This is a genomic window from Ornithinicoccus halotolerans (assembly GCF_009602535.1).
Lineage (GTDB): Bacteria > Actinomycetota > Actinomycetes > Actinomycetales > Dermatophilaceae > Ornithinicoccus > Ornithinicoccus halotolerans.
This window is the reverse complement of record NZ_WIQI01000008.1, coordinates 22,631-41,891: the sequence shown is the minus strand read 5'-3', so window position 1 is coordinate 41,891 and position 19,261 is coordinate 22,631. Positions and strand designations below refer to the sequence as shown.

Below are 19,261 nucleotides of genomic sequence, written 5' to 3'. Positions count from 1 at the left end.
CGTCAAGGGAGGCTTCTCGGGGGTCACCCGTGTCCGTCCATAGATTTCTGCGTGACAGGGTTGCTCGGTTCGTACAGGTGTGCGATACTGGGAGGGACGGTGGGCGAGCGGCTCTGCAGAGGGAGTCGCGCCGAGGGGCCGGAAGGGGTGACGGCGTGTCGGTCTCGGTGCTGGAGGAGGCGCTGTCATCCATGCTGACGACCGCCGGAGTGCCGGAGTCGGCCGTCGCTGGCCGTGGTCAAGGCCCCAGGCCGGTGCGCCCCGACACCCGGTGGCTGCGTCGACGACTCCTCGTGGTCCGGGACGCCGGCTCGACCCGGGACGAGGCACCCGCTGCGGAGGAGGGCCAGACCGCTGACCAGCGGTTGCGGGATGCGTTGGCAGACGTGGGGCTGGATCCCTCCGGCGTGGAGTGTTTGGCGCGTGCCGCGGAGGCGATGGGCGCTCTGCAGGGTGGCACGGAGACTGCGCCGCTGCGAGGCAGCGAGGGAGCGCCGGCGGACGGCGCGGACGGTGCGGTCCACACCGAAGCTGCCCGGGCGGTGCTGGACGGGATCGGCGCGCTAGTCGGGGCGAGCGCCCGGGCAGATGCTGCGGTGCTGACGGCAACCCGGAAGCTGACCGCCCGCAACGGGCAGGTGCTGCTGGCCCGCAAGGGCGTCACCGAGCCGGGGGAGCTCACCTCGGGGCAGCGGGAGAAGTGGCGCGCGCGGGCCAAGTCGGTCACCCGGCACGAGATCGAGGCGCTCACCGGGTGGGGGGCGGGGGAGGTACTCGACCTGGTTGGCGTGGCCAACGCCCCGCAGGCGGTCTCCGGCGTCGTGGTGGGCGCGATGGCCCGCGGTGTGGCCCCGTGGCGGTTGGTGCGCCGGTTCTGGCGGCAGAGTGCTCAGCTCGCCCACGAGGATGCGGCCCACGTGGCGAACACGCTCTTCGGCGCCGACCTGGCCACGGTCGCGGTGGAACGGCTGACCCCCGAGGGGGCCGTGTCGGAGGGGCCGTGGCGGCACCGGGAGTTCTACCTCGCGCTGGACCGGGAGGTGAGCAAGGTCGGCGGGCGGGACCCGGCCGCGTGCCGGGAGCGCCGCGAGCAGGCCCTGGCAGGACGGGACGTCCGCGCCACGGTGGATGCTGATGGCACCGGATGTGTGGTCATCAACGGCTCGGCGGTGCAGGTCGCCGCGCTCATGGACCGTCTGGAGCGGGCCGCTCGCCTGGCGCGCAAGCACGGCGATCCGCGCACGTTGGGACAGCTGCGTGCCGATGTCGCACTCAGCCTGCTGCTGCACGCCCGCCTGCCCCTCCCCGACCCACCCGCCGACGGTGATCCGGGGAGCGTGGCACACAGCGCCGCACTCGCGCAGGTCCTGCAGGCGCTGCCGAGCGCGGTGCTCAACGTCATCGTCCCCTACTCGGCCTTGCACGCGAGGGATCCCGGCCTGGTCGGCCCCGGCCGTGCGGGCGGGACGGGGAGCGCCTTCTGGTCGGACGCCCGGGCGTCGGGTAAGGCACCACGCCAGCCCGTTGGTAGGCCACCCGGCCAGCCAAGTACAGGGCCCCCGGCCGAGAGCCTGATGGTGGGGCAGGTCCAAGGCGCCTACCCGATGTTCGTGACGCCTGACCTCGTCCGCGACATGGCGTTGCTGCCGGGCACGGTGATGCACCGGTTGCTGGTCGATCCAGCTGACGGGCGCTGCGTGGAGCGTTCGGTCGCTGCCTACCGTCCGGATGCGGCGATGCGTGCCCAGATCCTGGCCGCGGACGTGACCTGCCGGGCGCCGGGGTGCATCAGGGCCGGGGAGGTGAGCCAGTACGACCACGCCCGGGAGTTCGCCGAGGGCGGCCCAACGGCCGAGTCGAACCTGGAGCTGCTGCACACGGCGCACCACGACCTGAAGACGCAGCGGTTCTGGGATGCGGCGCTGGACGGCAACCGGGACGTCACCTGGACCACCCTGCTGGGGCGGATCTACCGGACCCGGTGTCACGACTACCGGCAGTACCTCACCCTGGTCACCGAGAGCATCGCGGAGGTGCGGTCGGCTGCGGACGACGAGACGGACCTGGTGCAGGCAGTCAACCAGGCGGTGTATGCGGCGCTCTCCTACCGCGCCCCTACCGAGGTGCTCCAGGCCGAGGACGACGACCTCGATGCCGACCTGCGCTTCCACGGGTGGGACCTGATCAGCGTCACCCACACCGCCGACGACGGCCAGACTCGCTACCGCCCGCACCCCGACGTCGTGGCTGCAGAACGCCGGCGCGACGACGAGTCCCGTGGCCTGGAGCCTCGCCACGACACCGGCCGCGACGCCGGCTATGACGACGAGCCGCCGCCGTTCTGAGCTGGCGCCGCGGTGCTCCTGCTGTCACCCCCTGGGAGCGCCGGCGAGGATGGCACGGAAGCGGTCCAGCTCGATGTTCCCGCCGCTGACCACGGCGACGGTGTCGCCCCGCAGCCGCAGCTGCTCGGCGCGGAAGAGGTAGGCCGCAGTCGCCACGGCGCCGCTGGGCTCGGCGACCAGTCGCGACCGCGCGGCGAGCACCCGGACTGCCTCGCGGATCTGGTCTTCGCTGACCGTGACGATGTCATCGACGTAGCGGCGGATGTGCACCCAGGGCAGGTCACCGACGCGGTTCACCCGCAGCCCGTCAGCGATGGTGCGCTGGGTCCGCTCCGCCGGCCAGGTGACGGGCTCACCGCGTCGGAAGCTCTCGGCGGCGTCGGCGGCGAGCTCGGGCTCGACGCCGATGACTCGCACGTGGGGGAGGCGCTCCTTGATCGCCGTCGCGACGCCACTGATCAGGCCGCCGCCGCTGATCGGCACCAGGACCGTCGACAGCTGGGGGAGGTCCTCGGCGATCTCCAGGCCGACCGTGCCCTGCCCGGCGATGATCCACGGGTCGTCGTACGGCGGGATGGGGGTGTAGCCGTGGGCGTCGGCCAGCTCGTCGGCTCGGTGATAGCGCTCCGCCGGCGGCACCAGCACCACCTCGGCGCCGAGCCGGCGGGTCGCCTCGACCTTCATCCGCGGGGCGGTGTCCGGCATCACGACCACGGCCTTGACCCGGTGGGAGCGGGCGGCCTGCGCGACTGCCTGGGCGTGGTTGCCGCTGGAGTGAGCGACCAGACCGGTCTCGCGCTCGGCCTGGCTCAGTGCCGCGACCTTGGTGGTCGCCCCCCGGATCTTGAACGCGCCACCCGGCTGCAGGCTCTCCGGCTTCAGCCACAGCGGGCGGCCCTCCTCCGCCCAGGTCGCGGGAAGCAGCGGCGTGTGCACCGCGACGCCGCGGACGTGACCAGCTGCCTGCTCGATGTCGCGCAGACCCACCAGCTCCATGCGGCTCCTCCCGCCGTCGAGGTCCGACAATCTAGTTCGCGGCGGTGGCCCGCGGCCATCCGCTCCGACCGGGGCTCCCTACGGTCGAGGGCCCCGCCCTCGGGGGTGCCCGCCGAGCCACCGGGCCAGCAGCGGGGCGGTTAGCAGCATCACGAACAGCCGGAGCACCTGGACGGCGAGCACGAAGACCGCGTCGGCCTCGCTGTCCGTGGCCGTGGCCAGAACCGCGTACAGCCCGCCCGGCGTCGTGGCCAGGTAGCCCTCCAACGGGCTCACCCCCGTCACCCGAGACAGCACCATGCCCAGGCCCGCGCAGGTGACGATCAGCGCGATGATCAGGCCGGTCGCCAGCGGCAGGGTCGCGCCGATGGTGCGCAGCGAGGCGCGGGTGAAGCTCAGCCCCACGTCGATGCCGATCACCAGGAAGGCGGCCGCACCCAGGGCTCCCGGAACCTGCGCGCCGTGCGACAGGCCGCTCAGGTTGGCAGCTGCCGCGACCAGCATCGGTCCTAACAGCGTCGCCACCGGCAGCCGGGACAGCCGGCCGACGACCAGCCCGACAGCGGCGCAGCCGAGGGTGAGGAGGGCACCCGCGGCCCAGCCCGACGCGTCGAGCGAGGGCGGAGCAACCCGGCCGGAGGAGGCGCCGAAGAAGACTGCCGCTGCCACCGGCATCAGCAGCACGATCAGCAGCACCCGCAGGTACTGCAGCACGGCGACGAGACGCTCGTCAGCGCCCAGCTCACGTGCCATCACGATGATCCCCGAGGCGCCACCGGCCACCATCGCGAAGACGCCGGTCACCGGCGTGATGGCCGGGTGCAGTCGCAGCAGCAGGCCGGCGCCCACACTCAGCGCCAGGGTGGCGGCCACCACGAGTAGGATCCCGAACCAGTTGGCCGCGACGGTCTGCAGGGTGCCAACGGTCAGCAGGGCGCCGATCATCACTCCCATGACCGCGTGCGAGCCGGTGACCAGCGAGGGAGGTAACGCCGCTACGCCCGTGGCCGGACCCACCGCGAGTGCCCGCACCAGTCCGGCGAGCAGACCGGCGAACAGCAGCGCGGACGGGATGCCCAGCGCGCGCAGCGCCAGGCCGAGCAGGACGGCGACGGCGGCCACCACCACCAGGTCGACGGCGGAACCGGGTGCCGGGATGGGAACCCGCCAGCTGCTGCGACCCACCTGTCACCCCGGATATCGGCCCGACCACGGTCGGCCGCGACTCTACCGGCCCTGGCCAACGCCCCGATGCCCGGATCCGGGCTGTTCGGTGACTCGGCTCGCTCAGGTCCCGCAGAACGTCCGGTACGGGCCGAACCCCTCCGGCGCGGGGCTGGCGTAGCGCTCCAAGTCCGGGCGCTCCTCGTAGGGAGCGGTGACTGCCTCCAGCAGCCGGTGCAGCGGCGCGAGGTCGTCCTCGTAGGCGGCCGCTAGCGCCTCCTCGACCAGGTGGTTGCGTGGGATGTAGACCGGGTTGACCCGGTCCATCCGCTCCGCGTCCGGGTTGAGGGCACGCCAGCGCTGGAGCCACGCGTCGAGGGAGCCAGCGTCGGCGACCAGGCACCGGACCGGTTCGACGTCGCCTCGGGCAGCCGAGCCGAGCGCGCGGAAGAAGGACGTGTAGTCGACCCGGCTGCGCTCGAGCAGCGACATCAGCTCCTCCAGCAGCGGGGAGACCTGCTCGTCGGCCAGGTCGCCGGCCAGGCCGAGCTTGTCGCGCATCCCCACCACCCAGGCGGTGCCGTACTGCTCGGTGAACCGCTCGAGGGACTCGGTCGCGAGCTCGACCGCCTGCTCCTGGTCCTCGTGCAGCAGCGGCAGCAGCGTCTCGGCGAACCGCGCGAGGTTCCACGCCGCTACCGCCGGCTGGTTGCCGTAGGCGTAGCGGCCGCCCTCGTCGATCGAGCTGTAGAGGCTCCTCGGGTCGAACTCGTCCATGAAGGCGCACGGCCCGTAGTCGATGGTCTCGCCGGAGATGGTCATGTTGTCGGTGTTCATCACGCCGTGGACGAACCCGAGCAGCATCCACTGCGCGACCAGCGAGGCCTGCGCGGTGACGACCGCCTCGAACAGCGCGCGGTACGGGTTCTCGGCGTCCGCGGCCCCGGGGTAGTGGCGCTCGATCGCGTGGTCCGCCAGCCGCCGCAGCAGGTCGGTGTCGCCGGTGGCGCGGGCGTACTGGAAGGTGCCCACCCGCAGGTGGCTGCTGGCGACCCGGGTCAGCAGGGCGCCCGGCAGCACCGTCTCCCGCTGCACTCGGCGCCCGGTCGCCACGACCGCCAGCGACCGGGTGGTGGGGACGCCGAGGGCGTGCATCGCCTCGCTGACGAGGTACTCGCGCAGCATCGGGCCGACCACGGCCCAGCCGTCGCCGCCGCGGGCGAACGGCGTGCGCCCGGAGCCCTTCAGGTGGATGTCGCGCAGCCGGCCGTCAGAACCGGCGACCTCACCCAGCAGCAGCGCCCGGCCGTCGCCCAGCCGAGGGGAGTACATCCCGAACTGGTGCCCGGCGTAGGCCTGCGCCACCGGGGTGGCTCCGTCGGGGACGTGGGTGCCGAGCAGCAGCCCGATGCCGTCGGGCTCGCGCAGCGAGGCCGGGTCGAGCCCGAGCTCGGCCGCCAGCGGCTCGTTGAGCACCAGCAGCCGCGGCTCCGGCGCCTCAGCGGCCTGCCAGCGGACCGCCAGCTCCGGCAGCTCGGTGGCGAACCGCCCGGTCAGCGGGACGGTCGGGGCTGCGGCAAGGGTCATCCTTCGAGGATAAGGCGGGTGACGCCACAGGGCGCTCCGGCCGCTACCGCACCGGCGTGCAGCAGTCACCGGTTGGACAGGCGCCCGCTGGTCACAGCGCCCGGAGCGCGGAGACCACCAGCGACCAGAACCGCTCCCGGTCCAGGCAGACCGCCACCTGGCTGCGGCAGTTCTCGGGCTCGGGACCGCGGAGGTCGGCCACCGTCATCCCCGCGGTCAGCTCGCCCCGCAGCTCGACGTCCAGCGGCGCCCGGCGGGTCGTCAGGACGCCGGGGTCGAGGAGGTAGGCGATGGTGCAGGGGTCGTGCACCGGCGGGTCCGCGAAGCCCTGCTGCCGCTGGTAGGCCTGCCGGAAGAACCCGAGCAGGCCGACCACGAAGTCGCTGACCGGACTGCCGATGCCGGCGATCTCCCGCTCCACCGCCGGGGTCGCCAGGGCCTGGTGCGTCAGGTCGAGCCCGACCATGGTCACCGGCCAGTCCTCGTTGACGACGATGTGCGCCGCCTCGGGGTCGGTCCGGATGTTGAACTCGGCGACCGCGGTGGTGTTGCCCCGCTGGTAGCCGCCGCCCATCAGGACGACCTCGCGCACCCGGCCCGCCAGCCGCGGCTCCCGGCGCACCGCCAGCGCGATGTTGGTCAGCGGACCGGTGGGGACCAGCGTCACCGTGCCCGGGGGCCGCTTCATCACGGTGCGGACGATGAAGTCGACGGCGTGCTCGTCGCGGGGCGCGGCCGTCGGCACCGGCAGCTCCACGCCGTCCAGTCCCGACTCTCCGTGGATGTCCTCGGCGACCGCCAGCTCACGCACCAGCGGCCGTGCGCAGCCGGGATACACACCGACTCCCGCGCCGGCGTGGCCGCTCAGCGCGAGCACGCTGAGCGCGTTGCGGGTGACCTTCGCCAGGGTCTGGTTCCCGGCGACCGTGGTGACTCCCAGCAGGTCTATCGACGGGCTCCCCAACGCGAGCAGCATCGCGACGGCGTCGTCGTGGCCGGGGTCGCAGTCGAGGATGACCTGGTGGCTCATGGTCCTCAGTGTGACCGCCCCGGCGGCTAGGCTGGTGCAGCGGGGCGACGGTCGAGGAGGGTGCCATGGACAGCGAGCAGGGCAGCGGGGGCAGCGGTCACGGCGTCGCGGCCCGCACCCACACCGGCCACGTCCGCGAGCGCAACGAGGACAGCCTCCACGTCGGCGACGGCTTCTGGCTGGTCGCCGACGGCCTCGGGGGCCACGAGGGCGGGGCGATCGCCAGCGCGCTGGCCACGGCCGCCATCACGGCGCTGGCCCGGCTCTCGCCAGGATCGGCGGGACTGACCGCGGCCATCACCTCGGCCCACCACGTCCTCGTCGAGTTCGGCGCCAAGGTCGGGCTGGCCGGCATGGGCACCACGGTGGTCGCCGCCATGCAGGAGCAGGAAGAGGTCACCGTGGTCTGGGTGGGTGACAGCCGTGCCTACCAGCTCACCGAGACCGGGCTGCGCCAGCTGACCCGGGACCACAACCAGGCCGGCGAGCTGCTCGCCCAGGGGCTGATCTCGGAGGAGCAGGCCGCCTCCCACCCCGGGCAGACCCACCTGACACGTGCGCTGGGCACCGGCCGGGAGCAGCCCCCGGAGCCGGACACCGTCACGGCGCCCGCGCAGGGCCGGCTGCTGCTCTGCTCCGACGGCCTGACCGGTGAGCTCGACAACGCCCGCATCCAGGAGCTGCTGTCCCGCGGCAACGCCGAGGAGGCGGCCGACGCGCTCCTGGAGGCGGCCCTGGCCAGCGGCGCCGACGACAACGTCACCCTGGTCGTCATCGACCTCGGGAGCGGCCGGTAGCGGCTCGCACCGCCCGGCGGCCCTGTGCGGGTCCGCCGTCCCGGCACTACCCTCAGGACCCTTCGCGACGGACGGAGGGGAGCATGACCGCAACGCAGGAGTCCGCACGCAGCTCAGGCCTCATGTTCCGGATGCTCGACATGATCGAGCGAGCCGGGAACCGGATCCCGCACCCGTTCTGGCTGTTCCTCATCCTCGGCGGGATCGTCCTCGTGCTGAGCCTGGTGCTCTCGCTGCTGGACGTGAGCGTGGCCTCACCCAACGAGAACGAGACGATCGCGGTCGTCAACCTGCTGTCGGTGGACGGGATACGCCGGATCGTCACCGAGGCGATCAGCAACTTCACCGGCTTCCCGCCGCTGGGCATCGTGCTGGTCGTGATGATGGGGGTGGCGGTCGCCGAGGGCAGCGGGCTCATCTCCACGGCGGTGCGCAGCGTGGTCACCAGCGTCTCCGGGCGGTGGCTGACCTTCGCCGTGGCCATCACCGGCGTGTCCGGCTCCGTGGCCTCCGACGCCGTGGTCGTCGTGCTGCCGCCGCTGGCGGCACTGGCCTACCTCGCGGTGGGGCGCAGTCCGCTGTTCGGTATCGCGGTCGGGTTCGCCAGCGTCGACGCCGGGTTCAACGCCTCCCTGTTCATCACCGCAGGGGAGCCGCTGTACGCCGGCATCAGCACCAGCGCCGCGCAGATCCTGGACGAGGACTACGTCGTCTCCCCATTGGCGAACATCTATTTCACGATCCCCTCCGCGGTCTTCCTGGCCGCCCTCATCACCCTCGTCATGGAGCGCTACGTGGCCCCCCGCGTCGAGCGCATCGAGCTGGACGGCCCCTACGCGCCGGGCGCGACGACTGACGACGCCGAGGAGGCGAGCGAGGGCGGGGAGTTCGAGGACCTGGAGTCGATGCGGTTGAGCGCTGCGGAGAAGCGCGGCCTGCGGAACGCGGCGCTGGCGCTCGTGGCCTTCCTGGCGGCGATCGCGGCGCTGGTCGCCATCCCGGGCTCACCGCTGCGAGGGGAGGAGGGCGGCATCCTCACCGGCCCGGTGCTGCTGCACGTCTCGGTCCTCATCGCGCTGATGTTCGTGGCGCTGGGGGTGGCCTACGGCGTCACGGTCGGCACCATCTCCTCCTGGACCCAGCTGCCCGAGTTCATGGTCAACGGGATGAAGGACATCGCCCCGGTGCTGGTGCTGTTCTTCGCGGCCGCCCAGTTCATCGCGTGGTTCGAGTGGTCCAACATCGGCACCATCCTGGCCGTCTCGGGAGCCGACCTCATCGAGTCGATGGGCCTGGCCACGGTGGTGCTGTTCATCGTCGTCATCGTGATGACCTACCTGCTCAACCTGTTCATCACCAGCGGGTCGGCGCAGTGGACGCTGATGGCGCCGGTCATCGTGCCGGCGATGATGCTGCTGGGCGTGAGCCCCGAGGTGAGCCAGATGCTGTTCCGCATCGGTGACTCCGCCTCCAACCTGATCACCCCGCTGAACGTGTACTTCGCGCTGATGCTGACCTACCTGCAGCGCTACCGCCGCGACGCCGGGATCGGCACGCTGCTGTCGATGACGCTGCCCGTCTCCATCGCGGTGTTCTTCGGTTGGACCGCGTTCTTCCTGCTCTGGTACGCCCTCGGCATCCCGATCGGCCCCGGTGCCCCGGTCCGCTGAGCGGCGGTGACCGAGCCATGACCCGGTTCGTGCTGCAGGGCGGGGAGGTCTATGACGGCTCCCGGGCCGCACCGGCAGTCGCCGACGTGGCGGTGGAGGACGGCGTCATCGTCGACGTCGGCGTGGGTCTCGACGGTGACGAGGGCGTTGACTGCGCGGGGAAGGCGGTCCTGCCCGGGTTCTTCGACTGCCACGTCCACCTGACGATGAGCACCAACGACGTGGCCGAGGCCGCCCGGCAGCCGTTCTCGCTGCAGTTCTACGAGGCCGCGGCGAACATGCGCCGGACGCTCGCGGCGGGGGTGACGACGGCCAGGGACGCCGGTGGCGCCGACCACGGCATGCACGTCGCCCAGCAGCGGGGCCTCATCGCCGGCCCGGCCCTGCAGGTGTCGCTGAACGTGGTGACTCAGACGGGGGGCCACTGGGACCCGTGGCTGCCCTCGACCTGCGTCCTGGACTTCACGCCGCCCCACCCGGGCCGGCCGCGGGCGGTCGTGGACGGGCCCGAGCAGGTGCGCCACAAGGTGCGCGAGCTGGTGCGCGCGGGTGCGGGCGTGATCAAGGTGGCCACCAGTGGCGGGGTGATGTCAGCGGGGCCGGGAGCGGGCACGCCGCAGTTCCGCGACGACGAGATCGAGATGCTGGTGGCGGAGGCCAGCGCGGCCGGCCTGGGTGTCATGGCGCACGCCAGCGCAGCAGGGGCCAAGACCGCCGTCCGCCACGGCGTCCGCTCTATCGAGCACGGCCAGGACCTCGACGACGAGACGCTGGAGCTGATGGTGCAGCGCGGGACGTGGCTGGTCCCGACGCTGGCCGCCGGCGCGGGGCTGGCCAGGTCGGTCGAGGCGGGCGCCGGCTACCCGGCGCACGTGCTCGACAAGCTCGCCGAGACCGAGGCCAGCCGTGCCTCGACGATGCGGCGGGCGATCCAGGCGGGAGTCAGGTTCGCGGCGGGCTCGGACGCCCCGCTGTGGCCGCACGGGGACAACCTGACGGAGATCGAGCTGCTCGTGGAGTACGGGCTGCCCCCGGTGCAGGCGCTGCACGCGGCGACCGGTTCGGCCGCCGACCTGCTGGGTGTCGGTGACCGCGTCGGCTCGCTGCTGCCGGGCAAGCAGGCCGACCTCGTCATCGCGCGTGGGAAGGCGCTCGACGTCACCGGGCTGAGCTCACGGGTCGAGGCGGTCTACCAGGCCGGGCGGCAGGTGCTTCCCGCGGGCGCCGGTGCCGGGGTGCCCGGCTGAGCGGTCCCGGCCAGAGCTCCGGCCGGGACCGCCGTGAGGCCGCTAGGCCGCGGCCAGCTTGTTCACGTGGGCGTCGCCGGGCCGGGCGGTAGCGGTGGTCGCGGTGATCTTCGCCTTGCGGGTCAGCGCGGCGACCTCACCGGCCTGCTCGGGCAGGACGACCGTCACGACGGCACCGGCGGCACCGGCGCGGGCGGTGCGGCCGGAGCGGTGCAGGTAGGCCTTGTGCTCGGCGGGCGGGTCCACGTGCACGACCAGCTCGACGTCGTCGACGTGGATGCCGCGGGCCGCGATGTCGGTGGCGACCAGGACGCGGACCTGGCCGCTGCTGAACGCCGCCAGGTTTCGGGTCCGGGCGTTCTGGGCGAGGTTGCCGTGCAGGTCCACCGCCGGCACGCCCGACGCGGTCAGCTGCCGGGCCAGCTTCTTGGCCCCGTGCTTGGTGCGGGTGAACAGGATCCGCCGACCGGGGCCGGTGGCCAGCTGGGTGACGACCTGGCGCTTGTCGGCCTGCTCCACCCGCAGCAGGTGGTGGGTCATCGGGACCGGCGCCGCCGCTACCGCGTCGACGCTGTGGGTGACCGGGTTGCTCAGGTAGGTCCGCACCAGCTTGTCGATGGCGCCGTCGAGCGTGGCCGAGAACAGCAGCCGCTGCCCGCCGGCCGGCGTGGTGTCGAGCAGCCGCCGCACCACCGGTAGGAAGCCGAGGTCGGCCAGGTGGTCGCACTCGTCCAGCACGGTCACCCGGACCTGGCCCAGGCTGAGGTGCTGCTGTCGGACCAGATCCTCGATCCGGCCGGGACAGCCGATGACGAGCTCGACACCGGAGCGCAGCGCCGAGACCTGCGGGCCCTGCTTGACGCCGCCGTAGATGGTCGTGATGCGCACGCCCGAGGCGTCGGCCAGCGGCTTCAGGGTCGCGGCGATCTGGTTGGCCAGCTCGCGGGTGGGCGCCAGGATGAGCCCGAGCGGGGAGCCCGGGCGGGCCCGCTGACCGGTGAGGGCGTTGATGGTCGGCAGCGCGAACGCCACCGTCTTGCCGGAGCCGGTGCGGCCACGGCCCAGCACGTCACGGCCGGCCAGCGCGTCCGGCAGGGTAGCGGCCTGGATGGGGAACGGGGTGGTGATGCCGTCCCGGGCGAGGACGTCGGCCAGGGAGGCCGGGACGCCGAGGGCGGTGAAGCTGGTGGCGCCGGTCGGGCTGGGGGCAGCCGTCGCGGTCGCAGTCGCCGCGGCGGGCGCGGCGGCCGGCGTGGCCGGGGAGGCCCCGCCGCGACGGCGGCGGGAGCGGGCAGGACGGGACGTCACAGTCAAGGGTGCTCTTTCGGGCAGAAGCGGGCCACATCGCGGGTTCGCGGGAGTGGCGGTGCGGCGCTCGCAACAGGCTGTGCCGCGGGGCGGCGCCGGAGCGCCATACGAGCCTCACCGCCATCAGCGGGACGGGCCACCGGCCGAACCCGGCTGGGAACGGACACCACGCAACGGGCTGGCACCGGTGGCACCCGTGGGGACGGGGCCTGCGACCAGCCTACGGCATGAGTGCGCTGGTCACCGCATTGGCGCTCGGTGATCCGCGATCGCGTTCGGCTCCGATACCCTGAGCGGGTGGCGTCCCTAGCGCCCGGCGGCGTGACCGGGGGGCGGGAATGAAGCGACGAGTCGAGGGCCTGGTCGCCCGGCTGTCCGACCTGGGCGCGCGTCCGGGCGACTCCCGCGACGAACGCCTCCGCGCGGCCGCGCTCGTGCTCGCGTCGGTGCTCATCGCCCTCATCTCGGTGGTCTGGACGAGTACCTACCTGGCCTTCGGCCACCTGAGGTCAGCGGCGATCCCGCTGCTGTACCAGCTGGTCACGGTCACCGGACTCGTCCTCCTGGCGCGGACGCGCCGGTTCGACCTCTTCCGCACCACCCAGCTGGTCACGATGCTGGTGCTGCCGGCGCTGCTGCAGGCCTCGCTCGGCGGGTTCGTCGCCTCCAGCGGCATGTTCCTGTGGGGGATCTTCGTGCCGCTCGCGGCCCTGGCGCTCTTCGGGGTGAAGAAGTCGCTGGTGTGGCTGGCGGCGTTCCTGGGTCTGTTGCTGGTCCTGGCGGTGCTCGACCCGGTGCTGGCCCACGAACCGGCGGACCTGCCGCGCCGGGTCCGGGTCTTCTTCTTCGTCCTGAACGTCGTGGGCGCCACGGTGAGTGCGTACGCCATGCTCGCCTACTTCGTGGACCAGCGGGCTCGGGTGCACCGCGCCCTCGAGCTCGAGCGGGAGCGGTCGGAGCGGCTGCTGCTCAACGTGCTGCCCCAGCCGATCGCCAGCCGCCTGAAGAGCGAGACGGGGGTCATCGCGGAGCGCCACGACAGCGTCAGCGTGCTGTTCGCCGACCTGGTGGGGTTCACCCAGCGGGCGCTCGTGATGGCACCCGAGGACCTGGTGGCGCTGCTGGACCGTATCTTCACCGCGTTCGACTACCGCGCCGACGCCGAGGGGCTGGAGAAGATCAAGACCATCGGTGACGCCTACATGGTCGCCGGCGGGGTGCCGGAGGCGCGGGACGGGCACGTCCAGGCGGTCGCCCGGGTGGCGCTGGCGATGCGGGAGGACATGGCCTCGATCGCGGTGGAGACGGGGGAGTCCTGGCTCGACGTCCGGATCGGGATCGACACCGGCCCGGCCGTGGCCGGGGTGATCGGCCGCCGCAAGTTCAGCTACGACCTGTGGGGTGACACCGTCAACACGGCCAGCCGGATGCAGTCGCACGGCCGGCCGGGGGAGATCCAGGTCACGCCTCGGGTAGCGGCCGCCCTCGGCGAGGGCTTCGTCCTCCACAGCACAGGACTCGCCGAGGTCAAGGGCAAGGGGCCGGTGGAAATCTTCGTCCTCGACGGCATCCGAGCGGACGTCACACCGGCGTGATCAGCCGGTGGACTGGGACGGTGAGGACGGTTGGGAGATGAGCGGTCCCTGGAGCGATCTCCTGACGGTGGCGCTGAGCGCCACTCAGTGCGGCAAGTCCGACGGTGGGTCGCGGCTCAGACCACGTGGTGCTCGAATGCGAACGCCGCTGCCGCAGTCCGGGACCTCACGTCGAGCTTGGCGAAGATGTTCGACAGATGCCGGGCGACCGTCTTCTCCGACAGCACCAGCGCCGCCGCGATCTCGGGGTTGCTTTTGCCCGTGGCGACCAGCCGCAGCACCTCGATCTCACGCGGACTCAAGCCGCCGGGCGCCCGCGCATCCCCGAGGAGCACAGTGACATCGTGCTCGGCCGGTGCGGCGCCGAGACCGGCGAACGCCCTCCGCGCCTCCGCCAGCTCGGCCGCCGCCGACTCCGCGTCGCCGAGGAGTCGGAGCGCACGTCCGATCAGCACGCGACACCGGGCCACCTCGTACGGCGCGGACAACCGGGCCCAGGCGTCGGCGCCGCTCCGGGCGGCCGCAAGCGCGTCCTCGGCCTCGGCACGCGCGATGGCGACCGATGCTCTGGCGTACTCGCCGGCCGCTTGGAGCGCGGTGCAGCCGAAGGCCGATCCGAACCCGCAGAGCTGGTCCGCCAAAGATGCGGCGTCCTCGAGCTCCCCCACCTCTACCAGCACGTCGACAGCAGCCGCCAGCATCTGCGACCGGTGCACCGGATCCTGCACCTCGGCCACCACGCGGTGGATTGCGGCCGACGCCGCATCCGGTCGACCACGGGCCAGCCACAGCAGTGCCCGGCCGGGCTGGGCCGGGTGGCCGTACTCGGCTGCTTCCGTGTAGGCAGCCTCGGCAGCGTCGTACTCTCCCCCGATGCGCAGCGTCTCGCCACGCTCGTAATGGGCCTGTCCGACTGCGGGACTTCCCCCGGCCGCGGCATACCGCCCGGCCGCCTGTTCGAGCTCGCTGATCGCGTCACGATAGGCGCCGTGCAACCGCATCAACTGGCCACGGTGGACCGCACACTGACCGGTGAACGCGACCAGGCCGGGCTGGCTGTCGCACCAGAGGGTCAGCGCATGCGTCCATTCCCCCATCCGGCCGAAGTCGGAGACCTGCTGACAGGCTTCGACACACGAGCAGTAGATCACCCCGGAGAAGATGGGTGAGACCTCCCCGGCCAGGACCCACACCATCGCCTCGTCGAGGAGCCGGAGCCCGTCGGCGACCTGACCGGAGAAGATGGTCAGCCGACCCTCCATGTGGAGGCCCATGGCGGTCAGGTCGGGGTCGCCGAAGCGTCGGCCGTACTCGGTCACCTTTGGCGCGGCGGCGGCCGCCTCCGCGAACTCCCCGTTGGCGACGTGCCCGAACGTGGCCCGCTCGAGGAGATAGCCACGCTCCACCACATCCTCCGAGACACCCTCGAGCAGCCGCTCGCCCCGGGCCATCCAGCCGTTGCTGATGGCGGCCTCCCCGCCCTGCCACAGGGTCATCGCCAGCCAGTACGCCGCGCGGACCGCTCCCAGCGTGTCGTTCTCCCCGAGCTCGGCCTGGTGGGCACGCTGCAACGCCTGGACGCAGTCGTTGCGGCGGCCCAGGAGAAACGCGGTGATCGCCAGCGCAGCGAAGTCGTCCGCCTGCAGGTGGGTGTCGTCCAGGTCCGACAGCGCGCGGTACGCCGCCACCCACTCGCGGCGCTCGTAGGCTTGACGGGCCCGGTGCAGATCGTCGACCACGCTCATCGCGCCACCACCTCGATTCGAGGGTAGTCGTCCGCGCGCGAGGTCCGCAGCCTCATGGCCAGGAAGATCTGGCAGCGCATCATCAGACGGCAGCGGGGGCACGGGCCGCCGTTCGAGCCGCGATCTGGTGGGCGAGGTACGCCGCGTCGCGGCCCACGCCGTTGACCTCACCCGAGGCGAAGCAGTACTGGAAGGCCAGGCCGCAGAAGTAGAGGCCCGGCACCGAGTCGACGACGCCGCGATACTCCACCGGCCAACCGTCCTCGATCGGCAGCGGGAGGTCGATCCAGTCGTAGACCTGCCGGAACCCGGTGGCCCAGACGATGCTCGCGATGTCGAAGGTGCGCCCGTCCGCGAGACACGGCAGCCCCTCGGCGACGCCCACGACGTGCTCGGTGATCCAGTCCACGTCCCGCGCGCCGAGGTGGTGGCGCTTGACACGCAGCTGCGGGACACCGTGGTGGCGGAGTTGCTGCATCGTCTTACGTCCCATCGGCGTACGCCGGGTGAGCACGTGGTTGAAGGCGAACTCGATGACCGGGAACGCCGCGCGGAACCGGCGCGAGCCCCACTCGAGGGGGACGTTCCCGCGGTCGGGTCCGACGAGCGTCGTGGGCCGGGTCTCGGCCAGTTCGTAGGCGATGTCCAACCCGCTGTGCGAGGCGCCGACGACCAGCACCGGCCCGTCGGGCAGCTGAGAGGGTCGGCGGTACTCGCTGGAGTGGACCTGCCGGATCTGGGGATCGATCTCGGTGGCGAAGGCCGGGATCTGCGGCGTACGACCGAAAGTACCGGTGGCCACCACGACGTTCCCGCAGGTGATCTCCTCTGCCCCCAGGGTGGCGGCGAACCCGCCGGCCTCGCGGGCGGTCAGCCGGTCGACCCGGGTCCGTGTCCGGACGGGGAGGTCGTGCTCGACGGCGTACAGCTCCAGGTAGGCAGCGAACTCGTCCTTGGTCGGGAACGCCCACGGATCGCCGGGGAACGGCGTGCCATCCAGGCTGTTCGCCCGGGACGGGGTGAACAGCCTGAGGCTGTCGTAGTGACGGCGCCAGTTGTCTCCGACCCGGTCGAGCCCGTCGACGATGAGGCACTCCCGGTCCAGCTGCTTCAGGTGGTAGCCGGTGGACAGGCCGGCCTGGCCGGCGCCGATGATCAGGGTCTCGATGTGCTGTGTGGTCATGCCACCGACGCTAGGTACGGTGCACCGCACCCCACATCGGTCAGCACGCCCATCCGCTCACCCGTGTCGATGAGTGGATCCACCCATTGTCAACGCCGAGCGGCTCGGCTCTGGGTCCGTCGAATGCCGGCTCCGCTTCTCGAGACGAGCCGACCCTCCGTTGGACCAGGGCGCCGAGAGGTCAGCTAGGCCTTGTCGCCACCTGCGCCGGCCTTGGCGGTCTCCCAGACCTCGCCCCAGCCGAGCGCCAGCGCGGCGGCGCGCTCGGTGGCGAGCACCAGGCTGCCCTCGCGGGCAAGACCCTGCCCGGCGATGTCGAACGCGGTCCCGTGGTCGACGCTGACGCGGACCACGGGGAGCCCGACGGTGATGTTGACGCCGTCGTCGCCGTAGACCGCCTTGAACGGCGCGTGCCCCTGGTCGTGGTAGCAGACGACGACCATCTTCCACTTGTCGCGCACCGCCTGCGGGATGACGGCGTCGGCCGGGAGCGGCCCGCGGGCGTCGATGCCGCGCGCCACGGCGGCCTCGATCGCGGGGGTGAGCACGTCGGCGTCCTCGTCGCCGAAGAGCCGGTTCTCCCCGGCGTGGGGGTTCAGGCCGGTCACCGCGATCGGCTCGTCCGGTCGGCCCAGCGCCCGGCCGAACGCGTGCGCCAGGTCGATCACGGCCGTGGTCCGCTCCTCGGTGACCCGCTCGATCGCCTCCCGCAGCGAGACGTGCGTGGTGAGGTGGAAGAGGAACAGCTCGCCCGCCGAGAGCACCAGCGAGAAGTTGGTGACGTCGAACTGCTCGGCCAGCAGCTCGGTGTGCCCCGGGTACTTGTGGCCGCCCTGGTGCATCGCCGCCTTGTTCAGCGGCGCGGTGACGATGCCGTCGATCGCGCCCTCCTTGGCCAGGTCGCAGGCCGCGACCACGAACCGGTAGGAGCCGTCCCCGGCCTCGGAGCTGAGCTCGCCCCACGGGACCTCCGACATCCCCGGGCCGACCTGCACCACCTCGGCGAGTCCAGGGTCGTTGCTGGCCTGGCTGGGGTGCTCGAGGACGCGCACCTTGTCGGGGTCCTCGCCGATCGCCTGGCACCCGCGGCGGAGCGCGCCGGCGTCGCCGACGGCAACGGGCACCGACTTCTCGCGCAGCTCGGGGTGGTGCAGCAGGGTGCGGGCGGTGATCTCCGGGCCGATGCCGGCGACGTCGCCGAGCGTGATGCCGAGGACGGGCGTGCTGCTCACGGTGTCTCCTTCTGGTGGGGCTCCAGGGTCCGCAGGATGATGGTCAGGGTCTCAGCATCGCCGAACCCGCCGGCCTTGGTCACGACGGTCAGCCCGTCACGGTCGCCACCGGTGATCCGTCCGACCGGGACCCCCTCGGCCGCCGAACCGGTGACGCGCACCGCCGACGCGCCGAGCGCGGCCAGCACCGCGGCGGCACCGTCCCCGCCGACCAGGGCGAGCGACCCGAACCGGTCCGCGTCCTGGTGCAACATCAGCGTGCCGGCGGCCGCGGCGAGCGCGGCGGCGACCTCCCGCCCGGTCAGGGCCGGTGCGTCTGGCCTGGGGGAGGGAGCCGTGACCACCAGGGCGGTCCGGGTGCCGACCTCGTCGGCCACCCGTGCCGCCCAGTCCCGGGTAGCGGCGTGGTCGGCGAGCGTCTCGGCGGGCGGCGTCCGCACGGCGACCGCGGGGCCGAGCGCCTGCCCAGCCGCGCGCACCTGCTCCAGAGCCACGTCGTGCAGCGAGGACACCACCACCAGTGGCGGCGCCTCCACCCGGCCTGGCTCGCGGTCCTGGCGGGGCCCCGTCTGGTCATCGGGCGCGCCCTCCGACGACTCCGGTCGCCAGTGCCGCGCGACCCGCTGCGCCAGTCCGGCCGAGCCGGCGGGCACCGCCACCGGCCCCAGCAGCGTCAGCGCGGCCGCGAGAGCGTCCAGATGCTGCTCGGTGCTCGCCCCGACGCAGACCACGTCGTGGTGCCGGCCCAGCCGGCGCAGCGCGTGGGCGAGCTCGGCCGGGTCGGGTGAGGGCGCCGCGTACACCGCTCCTGGGAGCAGGTCCTCGACTCCCGAGCTGGTGACGGGCGTGACCGGGTCGCGGCCGGCGGGGCCGAGGTGCACCGGCTCGCCACGCACGAGGACCATCCCGTCCTCGACGGTGCGGCCCATCGCCGGGTACGCCGGGCAGACGACGGCGAAGGCGCCCCGGTGCCGCTCGCGCCACCCCTCCAGGGCGCCGGCCACCTGGGCGGCGACCGTGCCGCGCACCGTGGAGTCGACCTTCAGGTAGAGGCGGCCGTCCGGCGGGACCTGCCCCGTCACCGCCTCACGGGTGCGGGTCCGTGCGGTCTCGTCGTCGACGGCGCGGGTGTCCAGGCTGCGGGCGACGACCGCGCCGGGTCCGGTGCCCCCGACCGCTACCGGAGCGGGGGAGAGCACCAGGTAGGAGTCCCAGCCCGCGTCGGCGAACGCGACCACCGAGTCGGCTGCGCCGGTGAGGTCGTCGGCCAGCAGGGTGACGCCGCCGTGGGCGGCCTCGGCCGACCCGGGTGCTGGGGCGCTCGCCGGCTGCACCGCCACCTCCTGCGATTCGTCGGATGTC

At 72.8% G+C, this 19,261-nt stretch carries 14 protein-coding genes; 5 read left to right on the top strand and 9 right to left on the bottom strand.

Annotated features, from left to right (window positions below):
- The first annotated feature begins 155 nt into the window (after positions 1 to 155).
- On the top strand, positions 156 to 2,345 hold the full coding sequence (locus tag GFJ45_RS03325; protein WP_153394130.1) for an HNH endonuclease signature motif containing protein: 2,190 nt from the start codon (positions 156 to 158) through the stop codon (positions 2,343 to 2,345).
- A 24-nt stretch (positions 2,346 to 2,369) separates the two neighbouring features.
- Here GFJ45_RS03325 and GFJ45_RS03320 read toward each other — a convergent pair whose 3' ends face one another.
- The 4 genes from GFJ45_RS03320 to uriH all read right to left on the bottom strand — a co-directional run bounded on the left by GFJ45_RS03320 (position 2,370) and on the right by uriH (position 7,122).
- On the bottom strand, positions 2,370 to 3,341 hold the full coding sequence (locus GFJ45_RS03320) for a threonine ammonia-lyase (RefSeq protein ID WP_153394127.1): 972 nt from the start codon (positions 3,339 to 3,341) through the stop codon (positions 2,370 to 2,372).
- Between the two features lie 78 nt (positions 3,342 to 3,419).
- Complete coding sequence (locus tag GFJ45_RS03315) at positions 3,420 to 4,526, bottom strand: AbrB family transcriptional regulator (protein WP_228386416.1); 1,107 nt, start codon at positions 4,524 to 4,526, stop codon at positions 3,420 to 3,422.
- Between the two features lie 102 nt (positions 4,527 to 4,628).
- On the bottom strand, positions 4,629 to 6,092 hold the full coding sequence (locus tag GFJ45_RS03310) for a protein adenylyltransferase SelO (protein ID WP_153394125.1): 1,464 nt from the start codon (positions 6,090 to 6,092) through the stop codon (positions 4,629 to 4,631).
- A gap of 91 nt (positions 6,093 to 6,183) precedes the next feature.
- Positions 6,184 to 7,122 (bottom strand): uridine-preferring nucleoside hydrolase UriH, encoded by a 939-nt coding sequence (gene uriH, locus GFJ45_RS03305; protein ID WP_153394123.1) that lies wholly within the window; start codon positions 7,120 to 7,122, stop codon positions 6,184 to 6,186.
- Between the two features lie 65 nt (positions 7,123 to 7,187).
- Between uriH and GFJ45_RS03300 the strand changes: the two genes are divergently transcribed.
- From GFJ45_RS03300 to GFJ45_RS03290, 3 genes are all read left to right on the top strand, one after another.
- On the top strand, positions 7,188 to 7,919 hold the full coding sequence (locus GFJ45_RS03300) for a PP2C family protein-serine/threonine phosphatase (RefSeq protein ID WP_153394121.1): 732 nt from the start codon (positions 7,188 to 7,190) through the stop codon (positions 7,917 to 7,919).
- Positions 7,920 to 8,002: 83 nt separating this feature from the next.
- Positions 8,003 to 9,589 carry an AbgT family transporter gene (locus GFJ45_RS03295; protein WP_153394119.1) on the top strand — a complete coding sequence of 529 codons (1,587 nt, stop codon included), beginning with the start codon at positions 8,003 to 8,005 and terminating at the stop codon, positions 9,587 to 9,589.
- Positions 9,590 to 9,606: 17 nt separating this feature from the next.
- Positions 9,607 to 10,836: a metal-dependent hydrolase family protein gene (locus GFJ45_RS03290; protein WP_153394117.1), complete on the top strand. Its 1,230-nt coding sequence runs from the start codon at positions 9,607 to 9,609 to the stop codon at positions 10,834 to 10,836.
- A 42-nt stretch (positions 10,837 to 10,878) separates the two neighbouring features.
- On the opposite strand, the gene GFJ45_RS03285 is transcribed toward GFJ45_RS03290, so the two are convergent.
- Positions 10,879 to 12,144: a DEAD/DEAH box helicase gene (locus GFJ45_RS03285; protein ID WP_153394115.1), complete on the bottom strand. Its 1,266-nt coding sequence runs from the start codon at positions 12,142 to 12,144 to the stop codon at positions 10,879 to 10,881.
- A 338-nt stretch (positions 12,145 to 12,482) separates the two neighbouring features.
- On the opposite strand from GFJ45_RS03285, the gene GFJ45_RS03280 reads away from it, so the two are divergent.
- Positions 12,483 to 13,739 (top strand): adenylate/guanylate cyclase domain-containing protein, encoded by a 1,257-nt coding sequence (locus tag GFJ45_RS03280; RefSeq protein WP_153394113.1) that lies wholly within the window; start codon positions 12,483 to 12,485, stop codon positions 13,737 to 13,739.
- A gap of 116 nt (positions 13,740 to 13,855) precedes the next feature.
- Here the strand turns inward: GFJ45_RS03280 and GFJ45_RS03275 are convergent, their stop codons facing one another.
- The 4 genes from GFJ45_RS03275 to GFJ45_RS03260 all read right to left on the bottom strand — a co-directional run bounded on the left by GFJ45_RS03275 (position 13,856) and on the right by GFJ45_RS03260 (position 19,233).
- Entirely contained in the window at positions 13,856 to 15,586 is a 1,731-nt protein-coding gene (locus GFJ45_RS03275) for a helix-turn-helix transcriptional regulator (RefSeq protein WP_228386415.1), read from the bottom strand.
- A complete protein-coding gene (locus GFJ45_RS03270; protein ID WP_153394111.1) occupies positions 15,567 to 16,667 on the bottom strand; it encodes a flavin-containing monooxygenase in 1,101 nt (366 codons plus the stop codon). The genes GFJ45_RS03275 and GFJ45_RS03270 overlap by 20 nt, the downstream gene beginning before the upstream one ends.
- Before the next feature lie 185 nt (positions 16,668 to 16,852).
- Complete coding sequence (gene pdxA, locus GFJ45_RS03265) at positions 16,853 to 17,899, bottom strand: 4-hydroxythreonine-4-phosphate dehydrogenase PdxA (protein WP_153394109.1); 1,047 nt, start codon at positions 17,897 to 17,899, stop codon at positions 16,853 to 16,855.
- Complete coding sequence (locus GFJ45_RS03260) at positions 17,896 to 19,233, bottom strand: four-carbon acid sugar kinase family protein (RefSeq protein ID WP_194288497.1); 1,338 nt, start codon at positions 19,231 to 19,233, stop codon at positions 17,896 to 17,898. Before GFJ45_RS03260 ends, pdxA begins: the two co-directional genes overlap by 4 nt.
- Positions 19,234 to 19,261: the final 28 nt, after the last annotated feature.

What these genes read in the sequence shown, in the direction of transcription:
- GFJ45_RS03280 (WP_153394113.1), top strand. Translation starts at nt 12,483, where the DNA reads ATGAAGCGACGAGTCGAGGGCCTGGTCGCCCGGCTGTCCGACCTGGGC.
- uriH (WP_153394123.1), bottom strand. Translation starts at nt 7,122, where the DNA reads ATGAGCCACCAGGTCATCCTCGACTGCGACCCCGGCCACGACGACGCC.
- GFJ45_RS03320 (WP_153394127.1), bottom strand. Translation starts at nt 3,341, where the DNA reads ATGGAGCTGGTGGGTCTGCGCGACATCGAGCAGGCAGCTGGTCACGTC.
- GFJ45_RS03270 (WP_153394111.1), bottom strand. Translation starts at nt 16,667, where the DNA reads ATGACCACACAGCACATCGAGACCCTGATCATCGGCGCCGGCCAGGCC.
- GFJ45_RS03300 (WP_153394121.1), top strand. Translation starts at nt 7,188, where the DNA reads ATGGACAGCGAGCAGGGCAGCGGGGGCAGCGGTCACGGCGTCGCGGCC.
- GFJ45_RS03290 (WP_153394117.1), top strand. Translation starts at nt 9,607, where the DNA reads ATGACCCGGTTCGTGCTGCAGGGCGGGGAGGTCTATGACGGCTCCCGG.
- GFJ45_RS03310 (WP_153394125.1), bottom strand. Translation starts at nt 6,092, where the DNA reads ATGACCCTTGCCGCAGCCCCGACCGTCCCGCTGACCGGGCGGTTCGCC.
- GFJ45_RS03295 (WP_153394119.1), top strand. Translation starts at nt 8,003, where the DNA reads ATGACCGCAACGCAGGAGTCCGCACGCAGCTCAGGCCTCATGTTCCGG.